Annotated in this window: 27 protein-coding genes and 1 pseudogene; 1 reads left to right on the top strand and 27 read right to left on the bottom strand. The window is 27.8% G+C overall.

Features of this window, described 5'->3' with window-relative positions; translation table 4 throughout:
• Positions 1-33: 33 nt before the first annotated feature.
• The 20 genes and pseudogenes from rplS to SCITRI_RS01715 all read right to left on the bottom strand — a co-directional run bounded on the left by rplS (position 34) and on the right by SCITRI_RS01715 (position 14,152).
• The gene (gene rplS / locus SCITRI_RS01800; protein ID WP_071936979.1) at positions 34-390 is read right to left on the bottom strand and encodes a 50S ribosomal protein L19; all 357 of its coding nucleotides are present in this window, start codon (positions 388-390) and stop codon (positions 34-36) included.
• A 25-nt stretch (positions 391-415) separates the two neighbouring features.
• Positions 416-1,147, bottom strand: a complete 732-nt coding sequence (trmD, locus tag SCITRI_RS01795; protein ID WP_071936978.1) for a tRNA (guanosine(37)-N1)-methyltransferase TrmD — start codon at positions 1,145-1,147, stop codon at positions 416-418.
• A 1-nt stretch (position 1,148) separates the two neighbouring features.
• Positions 1,149-1,640, bottom strand: a complete 492-nt coding sequence (locus SCITRI_RS01790; RefSeq protein ID WP_071936977.1) for a ribosome maturation factor RimM — start codon at positions 1,638-1,640, stop codon at positions 1,149-1,151.
• Positions 1,641-1,892, bottom strand: coding sequence for a hypothetical protein (locus SCITRI_RS01785; protein ID WP_071936976.1), 252 nt, complete (start codon positions 1,890-1,892; stop codon positions 1,641-1,643).
• A gap of 27 nt (positions 1,893-1,919) precedes the next feature.
• Positions 1,920-2,279, bottom strand: a complete 360-nt coding sequence (gene rpsP / locus SCITRI_RS01780) for a 30S ribosomal protein S16 (protein ID WP_004028469.1) — start codon at positions 2,277-2,279, stop codon at positions 1,920-1,922.
• Between the two features lie 115 nt (positions 2,280-2,394).
• Positions 2,395-2,847 (bottom strand): hypothetical protein, encoded by a 453-nt coding sequence (locus SCITRI_RS11075; RefSeq protein WP_237238021.1) that lies wholly within the window; start codon positions 2,845-2,847, stop codon positions 2,395-2,397.
• Positions 2,826-3,089, bottom strand: a complete 264-nt coding sequence (locus SCITRI_RS11070; RefSeq protein ID WP_237238020.1) for a hypothetical protein — start codon at positions 3,087-3,089, stop codon at positions 2,826-2,828. The genes SCITRI_RS11075 and SCITRI_RS11070 overlap by 22 nt, the downstream gene beginning before the upstream one ends.
• Positions 3,090-3,330: 241 nt before the next feature.
• Positions 3,331-3,801, bottom strand: coding sequence for a hypothetical protein (locus SCITRI_RS01770; RefSeq protein WP_071936975.1), 471 nt, complete (start codon positions 3,799-3,801; stop codon positions 3,331-3,333).
• Positions 3,801-4,289 (bottom strand): hypothetical protein, encoded by a 489-nt coding sequence (locus tag SCITRI_RS01765; RefSeq protein WP_071936974.1) that lies wholly within the window; start codon positions 4,287-4,289, stop codon positions 3,801-3,803. The genes SCITRI_RS01770 and SCITRI_RS01765 overlap by 1 nt, the downstream gene beginning before the upstream one ends.
• Before the next feature lie 159 nt (positions 4,290-4,448).
• The gene (locus SCITRI_RS01760; RefSeq protein ID WP_071936973.1) at positions 4,449-4,766 is read right to left on the bottom strand and encodes a helix-turn-helix domain-containing protein; all 318 of its coding nucleotides are present in this window, start codon (positions 4,764-4,766) and stop codon (positions 4,449-4,451) included.
• A 125-nt stretch (positions 4,767-4,891) separates the two neighbouring features.
• On the bottom strand, positions 4,892-6,259 hold the full coding sequence (asnS, locus tag SCITRI_RS01755; RefSeq protein ID WP_071936972.1) for an asparagine--tRNA ligase: 1,368 nt from the start codon (positions 6,257-6,259) through the stop codon (positions 4,892-4,894).
• A 20-nt stretch (positions 6,260-6,279) separates the two neighbouring features.
• Positions 6,280-6,989 (bottom strand): annotated as a pseudogene (gene deoD, locus SCITRI_RS01750) (purine-nucleoside phosphorylase).
• Positions 6,990-7,069: 80 nt separating this feature from the next.
• On the bottom strand, positions 7,070-7,648 hold the full coding sequence (locus tag SCITRI_RS01745; RefSeq protein ID WP_237238017.1) for a MurR/RpiR family transcriptional regulator: 579 nt from the start codon (positions 7,646-7,648) through the stop codon (positions 7,070-7,072).
• A gap of 76 nt (positions 7,649-7,724) precedes the next feature.
• Positions 7,725-7,901, bottom strand: a complete 177-nt coding sequence (locus SCITRI_RS11060; protein ID WP_237238016.1) for a hypothetical protein — start codon at positions 7,899-7,901, stop codon at positions 7,725-7,727.
• Positions 7,902-7,905: 4 nt separating this feature from the next.
• A complete protein-coding gene (locus SCITRI_RS01740; protein ID WP_071936971.1) occupies positions 7,906-8,721 on the bottom strand; it encodes a MurR/RpiR family transcriptional regulator in 816 nt (271 codons plus the stop codon).
• A 5-nt stretch (positions 8,722-8,726) separates the two neighbouring features.
• Positions 8,727-9,683 (bottom strand): tRNA (adenosine(37)-N6)-threonylcarbamoyltransferase complex transferase subunit TsaD, encoded by a 957-nt coding sequence (gene tsaD / locus SCITRI_RS01735; protein WP_071936970.1) that lies wholly within the window; start codon positions 9,681-9,683, stop codon positions 8,727-8,729.
• Positions 9,684-9,816: 133 nt separating this feature from the next.
• A complete protein-coding gene (locus tag SCITRI_RS01730; RefSeq protein WP_071936969.1) occupies positions 9,817-10,080 on the bottom strand; it encodes an HPr family phosphocarrier protein in 264 nt (87 codons plus the stop codon).
• A gap of 128 nt (positions 10,081-10,208) precedes the next feature.
• Entirely contained in the window at positions 10,209-12,401 is a 2,193-nt protein-coding gene (locus tag SCITRI_RS01725; protein ID WP_071936968.1) for an ATP-dependent helicase, read from the bottom strand.
• 38 nt (positions 12,402-12,439) lie between these two features.
• A complete protein-coding gene (locus tag SCITRI_RS01720; protein ID WP_071936967.1) occupies positions 12,440-13,177 on the bottom strand; it encodes an RDD family protein in 738 nt (245 codons plus the stop codon).
• The gene (locus tag SCITRI_RS01715) at positions 13,178-14,152 is read right to left on the bottom strand and encodes a glycosyltransferase family 2 protein (protein WP_071936966.1); all 975 of its coding nucleotides are present in this window, start codon (positions 14,150-14,152) and stop codon (positions 13,178-13,180) included.
• Between the two features lie 119 nt (positions 14,153-14,271).
• Here SCITRI_RS01715 and SCITRI_RS12270 point away from each other — a divergent pair, with 119 nt between their 5' ends.
• Positions 14,272-14,793 (top strand): hypothetical protein, encoded by a 522-nt coding sequence (locus tag SCITRI_RS12270; RefSeq protein WP_334199016.1) that lies wholly within the window; start codon positions 14,272-14,274, stop codon positions 14,791-14,793.
• Here SCITRI_RS12270 and SCITRI_RS01705 read toward each other — a convergent pair.
• From SCITRI_RS01705 to rpmJ, 7 genes are all read right to left on the bottom strand, one after another.
• Positions 14,714-14,893, bottom strand: a complete 180-nt coding sequence (locus SCITRI_RS01705; RefSeq protein WP_071938048.1) for a hypothetical protein — start codon at positions 14,891-14,893, stop codon at positions 14,714-14,716. The genes SCITRI_RS12270 and SCITRI_RS01705 overlap by 80 nt on opposite strands.
• 86 nt (positions 14,894-14,979) lie before the next feature.
• A complete protein-coding gene (gene map, locus SCITRI_RS01700; protein ID WP_071936965.1) occupies positions 14,980-15,723 on the bottom strand; it encodes a type I methionyl aminopeptidase in 744 nt (247 codons plus the stop codon).
• A gap of 74 nt (positions 15,724-15,797) precedes the next feature.
• A complete protein-coding gene (rplQ, locus tag SCITRI_RS01695) occupies positions 15,798-16,157 on the bottom strand; it encodes a 50S ribosomal protein L17 (RefSeq protein WP_071936964.1) in 360 nt (119 codons plus the stop codon).
• A 15-nt stretch (positions 16,158-16,172) separates the two neighbouring features.
• Complete coding sequence (locus SCITRI_RS01690) at positions 16,173-17,126, bottom strand: DNA-directed RNA polymerase subunit alpha (RefSeq protein WP_071936963.1); 954 nt, start codon at positions 17,124-17,126, stop codon at positions 16,173-16,175.
• 15 nt (positions 17,127-17,141) lie between these two features.
• Entirely contained in the window at positions 17,142-17,531 is a 390-nt protein-coding gene (rpsK, locus tag SCITRI_RS01685; protein ID WP_071936962.1) for a 30S ribosomal protein S11, read from the bottom strand.
• Between the two features lie 18 nt (positions 17,532-17,549).
• On the bottom strand, positions 17,550-17,915 hold the full coding sequence (gene rpsM, locus SCITRI_RS01680; RefSeq protein WP_071936961.1) for a 30S ribosomal protein S13: 366 nt from the start codon (positions 17,913-17,915) through the stop codon (positions 17,550-17,552).
• Positions 17,916-17,932: 17 nt separating this feature from the next.
• A complete protein-coding gene (gene rpmJ, locus SCITRI_RS01675) occupies positions 17,933-18,046 on the bottom strand; it encodes a 50S ribosomal protein L36 (RefSeq protein WP_071938047.1) in 114 nt (37 codons plus the stop codon).
• Between the last annotated feature and the right edge of the window lie 36 nt (positions 18,047-18,082).

Raw genomic sequence — 18,082 nt, 5'->3', positions numbered from 1 at the left:
ACAAATTAAAAAGACTTTATCAGTCTTTTAGGGTTATTTTGTTTTAATAATCTCTTTGATTCGAGCAGCTTTACCAGTACGATTACGCATGTAATAAATTCTAGCACGACAAACTCGTCCATATTTTACAATTTCAATCTTATCAATTAATGGTGAATGTAAAGGGAATTTTCTTTCAACTCCAGCTCCATTACTAATTTTACGAATTGTAACTGATTTAACAATTCCGCTACCTTGTAACTTAATTACTACTCCTTCAAAAGCCTGAATTCTAAACTTATTTCCTTCCTGGATTTTATAATGTACTTTAATTGTATCTCCTGAAGAAAATTGTGGCAAATCACTACGAAGTTGAGGCTTTGTAATTTCTTCTGTTAAATTCATCTTCATAACTGTTTTTTCCTTTCTACGGTAATTAAACCTTTTTTTCGCTTTTAATTTTTTCTAATAATATTTGTTGTTCTGTGGTTAAAACTTTTTTTTCTAAAAGATCAGGACGTTTTAATCAAGTTTTTTTTAATGCTTCATATTCTCGTCATTGGGCAATTTTCTGATGATGACCACTTAATAAAACTTCAGGAACATAATGTCCATCATATTCAACTGGTTTTGTATAAACAGGATAATCTAATAGATTGTTAGAAAAAGAATCATTTAAATGTGATTGTGTATTAATTACATTTTTGCATAAACGAGTGACACTATCAATTACAACCATACTAGCTAATTCACCACCAGTTAAAATATAATCACCAATTGATAATTCGTAATCAATATAATATAAAACTCTTTCATCAAAACCTTCATAATGCCCACAAACTAAGATTAAATCATTATTATTTGCTGCAAATTGTTGCACTTGTTCCTGAACATATTGTTTCCCTTGTGGTGTTAACAAAATTGTTAGACTGTCTTTTGTTTGGTGAGCTTTAATAGTTGCTACTAATGGTTCAATCATTAAAACCATGCCTTCACCACCACCATATTGGTAATCATCAACTTGATGATGTTTGCCAATGCTATAATCACGAATATCAACAATTTTAATTGTAATCATCTTTTCACAAAGTGCTTTTTTAATAATTGATGTTGTCATAAAATTATTAAACATTTCTGGAAATAAAGTTAATACTGTAAACTTTTTCATCTTAAATCATCCTTTTTAAAATAATTTTTTGTTGTTGAAGATTAACTTGTTCAACATACGCATCAACATTTGGAATCATCATTAATGTACCATCTGTTGTTTTAATTTCAAAAACAAGATGTGCTTTTGTTTCAAATTGATTTACTAAGACTCCAATTTTTTTATGACTATGAAAGACTGTAAAATTAATTAAATTTTCTTGATTAATAACTTCTGCGTAATTCAAATCTGTTTTTTGACCAAACAAATAGCATTCTTTAAACGATATTACCTCATTAATATTAGTAAAATCTTTAAACTTTAAAATATAATCTTGTTTGGTAGCAGTAATCTTAATTAATGTTACTGGTGTATACATCATTTGAACTTGAATAAACATTAATTTATTAAGTAATTTATTTATATTTTTAATGTTTATTAATAAAGTTGCTTTAACCTCGCCTTTAATTGCATGGGGCTTTTTAATCTTAAAAATTTTTAATAAATCTTCCATCTATAAAACCTCAAACTTAATATTAACTTTATTTTGATCAACATGTGCTCTAATATTTAATAAAATTCGCAAACTATTAGCAATTATTCCTGCTTTACCAACAACATACCCAAACACTTCTTCACTACACATTACTAATAAGTTAATTTCTTCTATTTTTGTCGGTGGCATTTGGCGAATTTCATAATATAATTCATTATTAGCCTGACAAATTAACGGATTAATTAAATTTTTAAGTTCGGTAATATACATTAATTAACACCACATTCTTAATTACAACTATTTTTTTGCTTCTGTTGTTGTCTTTGCTTTTGTACTTTTTGTTACCTTTGCTTTTGAATTTGTTGCTATCTTTTCTTTTGTACTCTTTGTTGTTTTAGCAACATATTTTTCATTATGCAATTTAGTCATTAAACCTTCTTTACTCAACAAATTACGAACAGTATCAGTTGGTTGTGCCCCTGTTAATAATCATTTGTAAGCAAGATCATGATTAATTTTCACATCACCATTAATAGGATTATATGTTCCAATTAACTCAATATATTCTCCATCACGTTTGACACGAGCATCTGTTGCAACAATTCGATAGAATGCTGCTTTCTTTTTCCCTATTCTTTTTAAACGTAATTTTACCATTAATAATTTCCTTTCTAATTCTGTGTTCATGTTAAACTATAAAACTTAACATCCTTTATATAATACCCGAAATTAAAAAAGAGTCAAGTTTTTTAACTTAACACTTTATTTTTTGCTAATCATATTTTTCTCCTTCATAAGAATCATTTTTAAAAACATTTAGCACTGATTGTGGAATGAAAACATCTTTTTTATGCAATGTCATTCTTTTTCCACTAATACCAAATATTTTTTCATTTACTCGTTTGTTTAATGTTTCTCCCTGATATTTCGAATATAACTTATTATTTAAAAAAATATATAAATATTGTAAACCAATAAATAAAGTTAAAATACAAATAAAAGAAAAAGTTAAAATTAATCATCCTCACTCTTGATAAACATTAAGAAAAAAATAAGGATATCAAGTATCAGATGGTCTATCATCTAAATGGCGTAATGTTCCTTGAATTAAAATTACAATAAAATAACAAACTGGATAAATTAAAATTAATCATAATGCTAATTTATAATGCTGTTTTAAATTATATTGAAAAGTACCTGCTGTTAAAATATAACTAATAATCATCTAATTGGAATTACTAAGTGCAAAACAATTGTTGATATTCAAGCATATACATTGTATTGATTAGCATCTTGTGTACTTGTAAAAATTCCAAGTCAAAAAACTACCATTGTAATTGTAATATATGTTGTCACCGCTAATTTAATTAAATAACTAGGACTTTGAATTTTAAACTTATTTTCAAATAAATAAATGAAAAAGGAGACAGCAACAATAATATAATTAGTTTGCGTTGTAAAAAACAAATAATAATTTGATACTCGTTCTGCATATCCTAAATCAGAAAATTGGGGTTGCGGACTAATTATTGCTAATACTAAATCAGTAATTAAAAAAATAAAATTAAAAATAAAACATTTAACCGTACATAAAATAAAATTTTAGTATTCCACTTTAACATAAAAAACCTCCTATAATTAATATTTAATTAATATTATTTTAATATCTTAATGGTATCTTTTTGTTAAAATTTTATTTTTAAAAAAACTATTTAATATTTAAATTTTGTAATAATGTTTGTGTGCATTCCTGACAAGCTAAAGATGGAAAAACATCACCATTTGAAACAAATTTAATCCCAGCTGGATTAAAAAAATTATGACAAACTTCACATTCTTTTAAACCTTGTTTTACTTGCCCTAAACACTCATCACACATATTAGCATTATTTTCTCGTAAAAAATATTTATGACAATGAATACAATTGCCAACCATATTTTTAAATTGAGTTGTTTCTCATTTTGAGTATTCATAAAAATCATTAGCTCCAACATAACTATACACTTTTAAAATTCATTTATTATCTTTTGTAATTTTTTTTCCGTTTAAATTAACTTTTGTCAATAAATATTTTCTTGCTGGTTCACTATCAGTAAAAACTTTAACAATTTTTCCTTGATTAGGATAATGCGCATTATCAGTATAAAAAACAATATATAAATTTTTAATTGTATTCACTATCTTTTCATCCCTTCTGTTTTTGCGTCCTTTCGAAAATTTTGTGCAGCACATTTAAAACAAATTATATACTCTTTATTATTTACTAATAATTTTCCAAATAATTCGCGATTAAAGTCATCACGAACAAGACGGTGTTTTTTACATAAATCACATTGAAAAGTTTCCAAACCAACTAATTCACTTTCACATTCTGAACAAAGTTGATGGCAATCTAATTTATTTTTAACACGATTACATTGTTGACAAATTGATAATTTTTTAAAAAAACTTTCTGTTCCTTGTTTGTTTAATTCGTAATTATCAGTTGTACTATCAAATGTAAATATTAAACAAAATGAAATTGCTTTAATAATATCTACATTATATTTATTATCTAAATAACAATCCTCTAATGCTTGTTCTGCATCAGCAGCTGTTTTACAAATACATCGTAAATTTTGTTCTTTACCATTACCATCAAAGATAAAATAATAATCTCAAATCAATTTTTATTCCTCACATTACTATAATTAATAATTAAGTAGTATTATTATATCATTTTTTAATTAAACCGTTTATTAAAAGATAAAAGACCTAATAGGTCTTTATTTTATTTTTATAGTTAATTCAACTGCATGGTAAGACAAAATTATCTAACTTTTTTCTTAATTAGTAAAAATTCGTAATACTTTTAATGCTAATAATCGTGGATTTTGATCAAGCTCTTTACGAATTTTGGGATTATCAATAATTAATGATAAAAACTCATATACTTTATATTCATTGTATGTATATAATTTATCAATAAATTTTTTAACATCTAATTTTAGTGCAACGAGTAATTTTAAAATTTTATTTCAACTTGTTTTTGAACAATCTTTTTCAATTAGACAAATAGTTGATTGTTGTAACCCTGACATTTTGGCTAATTCACGTTGAGTTAATCCTTTATGAATTCGTAATTGTCTAATAACTTCGTTCATTTATATATGTTCCTTTCATATTATCATAAGTAACTAAGTTAAATATTTTATGTCTCTCTATCTATGCAATGCTAAAATTATAACAAAAAAAATTATAATTAAATAAAATTTTTATATGCATCAAATTAAAATAATAAGTTTCGTGGGGTGCGTGGAAATGGAATCACATCACGAATATTTGTCATTCCTGTCACATACATAACAAAACGTTCAAACCCTAATCCAAAACCTGCACTTTTATAATATCCATATTTTCGTAAATCAATATATCATTGTAAATCTATCGTTGGAATTTTTAATTCATTGCAACGGTTGACAATTTTATCATAATCATTTTCACGAACACTACCACCAACTAATTCTCCAATTCCTGGCACTAATAAATCACAAGCCGCAACTGTTTTATTATCATCATTAATTTTCATATAAAATGCTTTAATTTCTTTTGGATAATTAAATAAAAAGGTTGGTTTTTTTGTTTCTATTTCACATAAATATCTTTCATGCTCAGTTTGTAAATCCATTCCTCAAAAAATATTCGTATTTTCAAATTTTTGGCCTTTTGTCACAGCTTTTTGTAAAATTTCAATTGACTTTGTATATGATAGACGAACAAATTCATCATTTATAACACTTTTTAATCTTTTCAATAATTTATCATCAACGTTACTATTTAAAAAGGCAAGTTCATGGCTATTATTAACAAATAAATAATTAATAATATGCTTAATCATTTTTTCAATTAATGCCATATTTTCTTCTAGATCAATAAAAGCAATTTCAGGCTCAATCATTCAAAATTCAGCAGCATGTCTTGTTGTATTAGAATTTTCAGCACGAAATGTTGGGCCAAAAGTATAAACATTGCGAAAAGCTTGTGCAAAACCCTCAGCATGAAGCTGACCTGAAACAGTTAAACTAGCTTTTTTTCCAAAGAAATCTTCATTATAATTGTCATCCGTTCTCGTTGTTACAATAAATGATTCACCAGCACCTTCAGCGTCATTTCCAGTAATAATTGGTGTATGAACATAAATAAAATTATTTTTATTAAAAAATTCATGAATTGCAAAAGAACTACTACTACGAATTCGGAAAACTGCATTAAATGTATTAGTTTTTGCTCGCAAATGAGCAATTTCACGTAAATATTCATAAGAATGCTCTTTTTTTTGTAACGGATAATCTTCGGTTGCCTCATCAAGAATTTCAATTACTGATGCTTGAATTTCAAATGGTTGTTTTGCAGATGGTGTTAAGCAAAACTTTCCAACTACTTTAATTGCTGATGAAATTCGTAAACTACTAATTGCTAAAAAATTAGCAAGTTGCTCTGGTCTATAAACAATTTGCACATTATCAAAAACAGTCCCATCATTCATAACTAAAAAACCTAATTTACTACTACTACGATTAGAACGCACTCATCCCAAAATTGTAACTTCACTTTGATCTTTAATTTGATCTTGATATAACTGTAAAACTGTTGTCATATTTTTTCTCCTTTTTTCTTTTATAATTTAATTGCACTTTCTAATTCCAACTCTACCATTTGGTAAAAATTATTTTGTCGTTCGGCTGTTGTTGTTAATTCACCTGTAATAAAGGAATCAGAAATTGTTAATAATGCTGCTGCACTTTTCTTTAATGTTAATGCATTTGCAAACAAAGCAAATGCTTCCATTTCTACACATACTGTATTATACTTGGCTTTATTTTTTTTCAATCATACTCATTTTTACGATAAAACACATCAGATGAATGAACAATTTCAGGGAAAGTTTTAATTTGCTTTGCTTTAGCAACTTCTTCAATTGTTGCAAAAAGATGTTGTGAAGAATTTAAAACTTCATCTTCTATCCCTGCTACAATTCTAGCATAATTATTTTCACCATAAGCTGCTGTTGCATTAACAATATCATAAATCTTTAGTGCATCATCATAACTACCCGCTGAACCAATTCGAATAATATTATCAACATTATAAAATTTAAATAATTCATATGAATAAATCCCAATACTTGGACAGCCCATTTCACTTCCAGCAACTGTAATTGTTTTATTTTTATAAGTTCCAGTGTAGATATACATATTTCGAATTTCATTTACTAATTTTATCTTTTCTAGAAAAGTTTCCGCAATAAACTTTGCTCGTAATGGGTCTCCGGGCATTAAGACTGTTTCGGCAATTTCTTCTTGTTTAGCATTGATATGTGGTGTCATTTTATTTCCCTTTTAACATTTTCTATATTTAATTTATATTATACTATAAAAAATAAAAAGGAACATTAGTTCCTTTGATTTTAACAATATTTTTTTAAAATTTTATTACTTTTAATTCTATTTTCTAAATATTGATGCTCTTTATCAACAGATAAAAGAGTTTTAATTAAATTATCATTTCAATATATTAACAGTAATAAAGCAGAAATAAAAATTTCATTTTTTTCATACAAAGTTGAAGAAATAATAGTATGCATAATATCGGTATATTTTGATAAATCCGAATTATACTTTGATGTAATACCAATTACATTTACCCCATTATTTTTAGCTTCCTTAGCTGCTGCTATCACAGCCATTGTTTTTCCTTCTAAACTTATACAAATTAATAAATCATCTGGTTGTATTAAACTCGCACGGGTAATAATATTGCTTTCATTTTCCATCAACAAACTACAAGTAAACCCAAAACTAAATAAACGGGTAGCTAATTCTTTTACTGCTAACGATGAAATTCCCAAACCAGCTAAATAAATTACTTTCGCTTTTTTTAGTAAAGTAACTGTTTCTAAAACTTTAACATTATCAAAAGTCTGTTGATTACGTTCTAACATATCTTGATAATATAAAAAAATATTTTCTGTTGAATCTAAATACAAATTATTGGTTTCCAAACGTTCTTGTTCTGCAACGATTGCAATAATAAAATCACGATAACCAAATAAGGCCTAATTTTTAAATTAAAGAATAAATTGGTGAATAACCTATTCCAGTTACTTTTGACAAATCTTCAATTTTAAGATTTCGAATATTATGAATATTTTCACGAATATAATTTGCAATTTTAATTTCTTTTTTTGTGCAAGTTCCTTGAATCATTGATAACTTTGAGAGAATTGAAATATTATCCATTGTTTTAATAATCTCAACGATTATCTTGTTGATCCATTACAAAATCTTTATCAACAATATCTGATGATCAAACTTTATTAATTAAATCATCAGTAAAATACATTCAAGGTAATAATTTGTTAACATAAATTTTATGATCATTTACCCGTTGATTTGGGGTTGAAATAATGTGTGACCAATTCGCTAATTTAACTGCTTTTGACATATCTTTCCCAGAAATTACTACAATAGTTACTCCTTTTTCTTTTGTAATTGTTAATGCTTTATTAACTGCTTCATTATCACCGAATAATGAATAGGCTAAAATTAAATCATTTTTATTCATAAAACGAGAACGAACCATTAAGTCTTCTTCATTCTCATTTAGATTAAAAGCATTAAAGCCAAAACGATATAATTCTAACGCTAATGTTTGTGATAAAGCATTTGTTGAACCCATTCCAATTACAAAAATTCGATATGCTCCTTTAATTGCATTAATTGTTTGATTCATCTTTTCATTATTAATCATCGTATCATTTTGATTAAGAATATCAAAATATGTCTTCTTCATTAGACTTTCCATATTTTCAAAATCTAATGATTTAATTTCAATATCAGCAGCAATCGCAATTAAAAAGTCTCGATAACCATTAATTTGCATTTTTCGTAATAAACCATATATTGCACTATAACCAGTATTTACCTGCTGTGCTAAAACTTCAATATTCATTGTTGTTACTTCTTTCATATTTTCTTTAATATATTTAATAATTTCATTTTCTTTTTTAGTAAAATTCTTTGAATCGAATGTTTCTAATTTTGATAAAAATGATGCCATTTTATCTAGTCTCCTTTTATGTTGTTTTCCAGTAGTTCTTGTGCTGCTAACCGAGCAATCATTGCAGCATTATCCGTACAATATTCTAATTTTGGAATAATGACTTTTAAATTTGGTGCTGCCAAATTTAAAATTGCTGCTCGTAATGCGCTATTAGCTGAAACCCCACCGACTAACGTAACCATTTGCGGTTGAAAATTTTGAATTGCTAATTTTGTTTTTCGCATAATAATATCAACACATGTTTTTTGAAATGTCGCGCAAAAATTAGACAGGTTAATTTTAGTATTACGTTGTTCTTTTACAATTAAAATAGCCACGGCTGATTTTAATCCGCTAAAAGAGAAATTATAACTTTGGTCATTTAATGGTAATGGTAAGTGATATTGTGTTGTTGTGCCTGTCGCTGCTAACTTATCAATAACTGGCCCGCCCGGATACCCTAAGTCCAACATTCGGGCAACCTTATCATAACATTCACCAATTGCATCATCCAATGTTGAGCCTAAAATTTCAAAATTCAAATGTTTTTTCATCAATATTAACTGAGTATGGCCACCACTAACTAGAACTGCTAAAAGAGGAAATAAAAAATCATTATTGATTGCACTAGCATAGATATGACCATATAAATGGTTTAAAGGTAAAATTGGAATTTCTAAATAATTAGACAATGTTTCTGCTATTATTTTCCCAATATGTAATGCTCCAATTAAACCTGGTTTTGCTGTGTATGCAATGTATTGTAACTCTGTTATATTAATCTTAGATTTTTGCAAAGCTTCAAGTAAAACATAAGAAAAGTTTTTTAAATGTAACCGCGAAGCAAGTTCTGGAACAACTCCGCCATACTTTGTATGTTCTTTAATTTGTGACGAAATAGTATTTGCTAAAATTTTTCCATTCTTAAAAATCGCAATACTAGTTTCGTCACAGCTTGTCTCAATTGCAAGAATTACCATTTCATACACCTCCTCATTATTATATAATAATTTTCCCTTAAAATACTAAGAAAGAAACAAGTATCAAAAATATACAAAAAAATAATAGATTTATCTATTATTTTTTAATTTTTGTATATTTAATAAAATTGCCCTAAATAACCTTGTTATCCTTCATTACTTTTTCAATCCCTACAATTGCTGCGTCTTCATCAGAACCAGTCGCAACAATTTCTACTTCTGCACCTTGATGAATTCCTAACGCAATAATAGTCATGATTGATTTTAAGTTACCAGTTTTTCCTCCTGAGAAAATAGTAATATCTGACTGGTATTTGTCTGCTTCTCCTACAATCAATGCTGCTGGACGTGCATGCATACCAACAGGATCAGCGATAACAGCTTTAAATGATGCCATTAAATTTCCTCCTTTAAAATATACTCACCTATTATATCAAAAAAATAAAAATAAGTATATTATCCCTTAACAATTTTTTATGTTTTTAAATAAAAATTTCAAATAATTGACATTATTATTTTCTTTTATTATTCTACTTTTTTAATTGCTTGACTATCTGCTGAAATAATTTTTATATTATAAGGGCTCGGAAAAGCAATTTGTACATTTTGGGCAATGATTTTAACAACAACTCCAATTCCAAATAATTCATGACTAACAGTATCATTTACTTTTCATGGATTAGATTTAAAAGATGACTCAAGGTTTTTATTAAGATGAAAAGTAGTGCGTGATTGTTTTTCACTTTGATTATGAAAAGAAATAGTAATTGACTTTGGCTTACTAAACAACCTTTCACTATTAACTTTTTCATAAAAATCACCATTTAATTCTTTAATAAATCGTGATTCAAAGCGTTCATTACCCGTAATATATGAATAACCATCAGCATAACTTATAAACAACAATTCTTTTGCCCTTGTAATGGCAACGTATAAGGCTCGTCGTTCTTCTTCTAATTGTTCAGTTTCCATTTTAATAGCTTGCGTTGTCGGAAAGATTCCTTCATTTAAACCAACAATAAAAACAACCTTTTTTTCTAATCCCTTTGCATTATGAATTGTCATTAAAGAAATAGTATTATCAGTTAAATCATCACTATCACTGTCAGTTTGTAATGAAATCAATTGTAAATATTCATTTAATAATTCCGTTCCTTCTAAATACTTATTTTGCTTATCAAATTTAACAACTGAAGCAATTAATTCTAAAATATTTTCTTCTCGTTCTTCTTCAAAATTATCACGTAAGCGCTGCAAATAACCTGTTTTATCTAATAGTAGTACTAATAGGCTTTCAATTGACTTAGCAGTTGGTAATTGTCCTAATGCTATTACAATTGCTTCTCGCAGTTTATTTAAACTATGTTGAAGATTTAATGGTAACAAATCAAAATTTTGTTCCAATAATGTTGTAAACATTATTTGCTGTTCTTTTAATATTTGCATAATTTGTTCAAATGCTTTTGGTCCAATTTTTGGCGTTAACAACAAAATCCGTTCAATGGCTAAAGGATCATTATTCATAATTATTTTTAAAAAAGCAAGGGCATCTTTAATTTCTTTTCGTTCATAGAATTTAAAAGCACCAAAAATACGATATGAAAGGCCATAATCAGCAAGAGCTCCTTCTAAATCACGCGATAAGTAATTGGCACGATATAGAATTAAAATATCATTATAATTATAATTTTCTTCTTTCATTAAAGTTTTAATTTTATGAGCTACAAAATCACTTTCATCGCTACTATTAGCACCATGATATAAAATTGGTAATTGACCTGAAGCTTTAATAGTAAATAAATCTTTTTCAATTCGATTTTTATTATGAATAATTAAATTATTAGCTAATGACAAAATATTTTGTGTTGACCGATAATTTTCATTTAAAATAATTGTTTGGGTGTGTGGAAAATACTTATCAAAATTTAAAATTAAATTAATTTTTGCTCCTCGCCACGAATAAATGGTTTGGTCAGGGTCACCAACAACGGTAATATTGTGATTGTCACCAACTAATCATTTAATAATATCAAATTGTAATTCATTAGTATCTTGAAATTCATCAACTAAAAAATAATCAAAACGATTTTGTCATTTTTTCAATACTTCCACATTATTTTTAAATAACTTATATGTTAATAAAATTAAATCATTAAAATCAACGCTATTTATCTCTCGTAAACGTTTTTCATAAACGTCATAAATTTCTGCTCATCGTACTTCATCCCCACTTGCCAATTGTTTTGCACTATTTGGACTAATAAAGTCATTTTTTCATTTGGAAATAAAATTCTTGACCATTTTTGCTTCTTGTGCATCATATTTCACAGGTAATGTTTTATAAATATTGCGGATGATGCTATCTTGATCTGCCATATCAATAATATTAAATTGCCGATCATAATTTAAATGAATAATATCTTCTCGTAAAATACGAACACATAGAGCGTGATAAGTTGCAATCAGACAACGTTGACCACTATTTCCAATCATATCAACAATACGTGTTTTCATTTCATTAGTAGCTTTATTAGTAAACGTAACAGCACAAATCCGTCATGGTTGCAAATTAGCATATTTAATTAAATATGCAATTTTATTAGTAATAATACGTGTTTTGCCACTTCCAGCGCCAGCAATAATTCGCACTGGTCCAGTAATTGCTAAAACAGCTTCGCGTTGATTTGGATTTAAATTTTCAATAAATTCATTGAACATGATATTCTGCCTTTCTTTACAAACAATTACATTTTACCCTATAATTCATCAATTTCTTTTAAAATTTCATCAGAAATATTTCCTTGTTGGTTTTCTTGCAAATGAATATGTTTTGTTTTTCTTGTTATTAATTTTTTGGGTTCTTTTGGTTCTTTTTTAGAAATGGGGTTTTTCTTTACAGTAAATAAATGAAAATGACGATCAAATAAAATTTGATGGTTTGGATTTAATACTAAACCAAAGATTAAACCAATATATCATAAAAAATAAATTGTTGTTATAGTTCGAATAATAATTAATGCTATTGGATTTTTATTAGTTGCCCGAAACAAATCACTTAAACTAACTTTAAAAATTAAATTTAAACTTAAATTTGTTAATAAAACAACAAATCATGGTAAAAATGTAATAAATAACTCACGAGTAAAAATAACCGCTAATTTTAATTTTGTTTCACTAGTAACTAATTTAATTTGAAAACAAAACTTTCCAATTGTTTTACCATCTCAAAAATAAGGAATAAGAATAAAATAAAGAAAGAAAAGAACAAAAGTAATCCCAATAACTAAAATAGGAGCTCAAATTGTTCGAGCTTGATCTCAATATTTCATCGTTAAAGTTAATGCTAAGGGAATTAAACTCGCTAAAATAATATCGAAAAAACGAGCAAAAATCACACGAACTGGACGCGCTAATTGATGAAGCTGATATTCTTCTTCCGGTTCTGATATCGTAGTAACGGTTGAATTTTTATTGTTTGCTAACTCTTGCATCATTTATTTTGTATTTTCCAGTTTTCAATGTTTAATAAAACCTTTAATATCAGCAACAATCATTTTAAATTGTGGTTCTTTCACATTTTTAATATATTTATTTTTCACAAAACTTTTATAACGACGTTCTAACTTGTTCTCGGCACTATGAATAGCTTTAATTGATAATCTTTTATTGTTTTGTAAACTAACAATTTCTAAAAATGTTATTAAGCAAAAACGAATAAAAGAATACTCTAATTCTTCTTGATATTCACGATATAAATTTAAATCACGATATAAATTAAAAATATAAATTCATTGTTTAATTAAATCAAAAACACTATAATTAACAATTCCTAAGTCATACTCAACTAAAACATCTTTAATTGCAACAAAACCACCAGTATAAACTAATGCGTTATAAATAAAGAAAGTATCGGTACGACGATAATCAAGTAATGTAATATTTTTTTGCAAAATAAGGTTTCGACGAAATATCTTTGTAAAAAGTGAAGAATTAATATATGCTAACACTTCTTTATTAGTTTTAGGTGATAGTAAAACATTACATTTATTTCAAATTTCGCTTTTTTCCTTTGAATTAGCATACTGTAAACAAAATTCAAGCATATCAATTTTTTTATGGTCAACTTGATATGTTTCAACTTTTTCTTTTAAAACTGCAACTGCTGTTTTATGAATTGTTTGTCCTTCATCAACAATCATAAAAAAATCTCCTTGCGCAATTGAAATAGCGGTATTAATGCCATATGAAAAACCTTGACTTCGTAAATTTGTAATTATTTGAATTTGTTTACCAATATTATTATAAAAACATTCATTCATAAATTCTAAGAGTGGTGATTTTGGTTGGAATCCACTATCATCAATTAAAACAATTTCATAATCATCACTTGTTTGTTCTTTAATTGATAGTAAAGTTTTCATTAATTTTGTCTGATTATTTTGTGCTACAATAAGAAATGATAAAAACATTGTAATCCCCTCTCTCAATCAATTCTTGCCATAATTATAACATTTTAATCTCTTTTTAGTATAATTATTATATTAGAAAAGTAAAATAATTGACAAGTTTAAAAAGAAGGATTCCTCAAATGCCAAATGAAACATTACAAAAAATTTTACAACAAAAAGGAATTACAACTGATGATCAAATAATATTTCAGACAATTTTTGATGTCTTAAGCACCTTGTTTACTGATGAAAATCATCTTTCAACTTTAACAAGTGGTTATAATATTAATCACTATCAGCAAGTTTGATTTCCTAATATTGTTCCTCTGCAGCAAAAAGAATTAGCAATTAAAAGGGGTATGCAAATTATATGTCAGATGATTGAACTTAAATTTACTATTTTATTAATTACTTTTGCAAAATTAAATGAAAAAAAATCGGCATTGGTTATCATTTTGTTGGTGTTTTTACTTTTATTGGATTTCTTGATTAAGATTGCAAAACAATGATTTATCAAAAAATTAAAAATAGTTATCATTTTAATAAATAATTTAAAAAACCATACTTTCTTAGTATGGTTTTTTAAAATTGATAGTTATTATTTTTATTTGTTTTTGCTTCTAATCGTTGTTTTTTTGTTAATTCTCGTGTCATTTTTTTAACTCGGGCATAATCAAACGGATTTCTTTTCCCTGCTCCAACTTTAATATGTTTGCCAAAAATATTAATTTTTCAAACTCAATTTCTTTGTTTAAATCGCATAATATCTCCCTTCATGTTAAACATAAAGCCCTATTTATTTATGATACACAATAATTACCGATTTTTCAATTTATTAACAAGAAAATTTAAGTTAAAACTTCATATCCAGTTGGTGTAATTAAAATGGTATCTTCAAAATGCGCACTGCATAAGTGCAAAGCTGACACTGGCGTTCAATTATCATCTAACATTTTAATTGCTTTAGTTCCAATTTGAACCATTGGTTCAATACAAATTGTCATTCCAGCTTGTAAGCGCATTCCGACGCCTGCTGTTCCAACATTAGGAATCATTGGATCTTCATGTAATTCTTGCCCAATCCCATGGCCGGTAAATTCAGTTGGCAAGAAAAAACCTTCTCCTTCAACATATGTTTGAATTGTTTCACCAATATCACCAATTCGCACTCCTGGTTTTAAAATTGCAGTTGCTTTTGCTAAGGCTGTTTCAGTAACAGTTAATAACTTCACATGTTCTGCTGTTCGCGGTTTACCAACAATTACAGTAAAAGCCCCATCACTATTATAACCTTCATATGAACAGCCTGCATCGACAGAAACAAGGTCACCCTCCATAAATGGCGTATGATTTGGAATTCCATGAACTAAAACTTCATTTAAAGAAACACAAATTGCAGCTGGAAAACCATATAAACCTTTAAAATTTGGTTTGCAATTATTTGCTCGAATAATTTCTTCTGCGCGATGATTAAGCATAATGCCTGTCATTCCTGGTTTAATCATCGCTTTTAATTCTTGGTCAATTTGTTTTAATGTTGTGCAAGCTTTGCGCATATATTCAATTTCTTGGTCTGTTTTAATTGTAATCATCGTTAAATTCCTTTCAGATTTTATTTTATCATAAAAAGAAAAAAACTAACGATATAACAGTTAGTTTTTTTGGTTTAGACTAATTCAATAATCACCATTGGAGCATTATCTCCTTTACGATTATCTAATTTTAAAATGCGTGTATAGCCACCATTACGAGTTTTATATTTTTTGGCAATACCATTAAATAATTTTTGTAATGCAGTTTCTTTTTCATTTGCAACAATATCACGTAAAAAACTAGCAGCACGACGACGAGCATGTAAATCTTGTCGTTTCCCTAATGTAACTAATTTATCAACATGGCGGCGTAGTTCTTTTGCCCGTGTTTCTGTTACTTCTAAACGTTCATTAATAATTAACTCGGTTGCTAAATTACGCATTAAGCCATTTCTTCATGCAGTATTTTTCCCTCTTTTTTGTTGATAGGACATCCTATTTCACCTCTCTTAATCACGTCGAAAGTTTAAACCTAATTGGGCCACTTTATCTTTAATTTCTGTTAATGATTTTTTCCCTAAGTTTCTAATTTCTTGAATTTCATCTTCTGATTTTGAAACTAAATCACGCAAGGTATCAATTTTTGCTCTTTTTAAACAATTTTGTGAACGTTGCGTAAATTCTAGTTCATCAATGCTACGCTCTAATTCATCTTCTTCAGCCTCTGCTTCCGATGAAATAATTTGGGTTGCTTTAATTGCTTCATTCAAGTTAACAAAGAATTCTAAATGCTCAGTAATAACTTTTGCTGCCATTGCAACAGCATTAACTGGCGTAATTGAACTATCAGTTTGAATTTCTAATTCTAATTTTTCTAAGTCAGCATTTTTTCCAACCTTTGTTGGCTCAACATTATATGCCACACGCTGAATTGGACAATAGTTTGAATCAATGACAATTAAATCAGCATATTTTTTTTCTTTTTTATTATCTGTAAATGATTTATACCCACGTGAATTACGAGCATGTAACTCTAAATCTAATTCTCCACCTTTAGCAATTGTTGCTAATAATAAATCACCATTAATAACTTCTACTCCCGTTGGGACAACTAAATCTCTTGCGTAAATTTCTCCTTCTTTTGAAGAAACAACTTTTAAAATTACCGATTCTCCATCGGGAATAATATCTTGATTAATTTTTAATACTAAATTTTTAATATTTAAAATTATTTTTGTAACATGTTCAACAACACCAGGAATAGCAGTAAATTCATGCGAGGCACCTTTAATTCGAACAGCAAAAACGGCGGCTCCTGGTGTTGCTGATAGTAATGTTCGACGTATCGCATTTCCTAATGTTACACCAAATCCTCGTTCTAATGGTTCAACTAAAAATTTTCCGTAATTATTGGCTTTATCTTCTGCTTGTAATTTAAATTCTGGTCTAATAAATTGTTTCATCGCCTAATCTTTCTCCTATCCTCTTGGTCTTTTTGGTGGGCGTGCCCCATTGTGAGGAATTGGAGTTACATCTTTAATTGAAGTGATTTCTAATCCAATTGTTTGAATGCTCCGTACCGCAGCATCACGCCCTGGGCCTGGCCCTTTTACTTCAACTTGAACACTACTCATTCCGTGTTCTTGGCTTGCTTTCCCAGCTGCTTCAGCAACCATTTGAGCAGCATAAGGAGTTGACTTTTTGCTTCCTTTAAAACCCATTGCCCCTGCTGATGCTCATGAAATGACATTACCCGCTTCATCAGAAAGAGTAACAATTGTATTATTGAAAGTTGAATGAATATGTGCAATTCCTTTTAGGACATTTTTTTTAACTTTTTTCTTATTCGTTTTTTTTCTAACAGCCATAATTGTTCTCCTTATCTACTATTTTTTCTTATTAGCAACTGTTTTACGTGGTCCTTTAACTGTTCGCGCATTTTGCTTTGACGACTGTCCGCGTGCAGGCAAACTTTTACGATGACGCATTCCACGATAACTACCAATTTCCATTAAACGTTTAATATTCAAGGCAACTTCACGTCGTAAGTCTCCTTCGATTTTTAATTTGGCAATTTCATTTCTAATTGTTGTTAATTCATCTTCTGATAAATCTTTAACACGAATATCTTCTGATATTTTTGCTTCTTTTAAAATTTGTTGTGATTGTGGTTTTCCAATTCCATAAATATATGTTAACGCAATTACTGCGCGCTTATCATTTGGAATATCTACTCCGCCAATACGTGCCATTTTATTTTCCTCCCTTTTTAACCTTGTCGTTGTTTATGTTTTGGCTGTGAACAAATTATCATCACACGCTCTTTTCTTCTAATTACACGACATTTGTCGCAGATTTTTTTAACTGATGATCTTACTTTCATCGTGTATACTCCTTTACCAAAATTTTTGTTATTTTG

This window comes from Spiroplasma citri (assembly GCF_001886855.1).
Taxonomy (GTDB): Bacteria; Bacillota_I; Bacilli_A; order Mycoplasmatales; family Mycoplasmataceae; genus Spiroplasma; species Spiroplasma citri.
The sequence above is the reverse complement of the archived record's forward strand: the minus strand, read 5'-3'. Positions and strand labels throughout refer to the sequence as shown.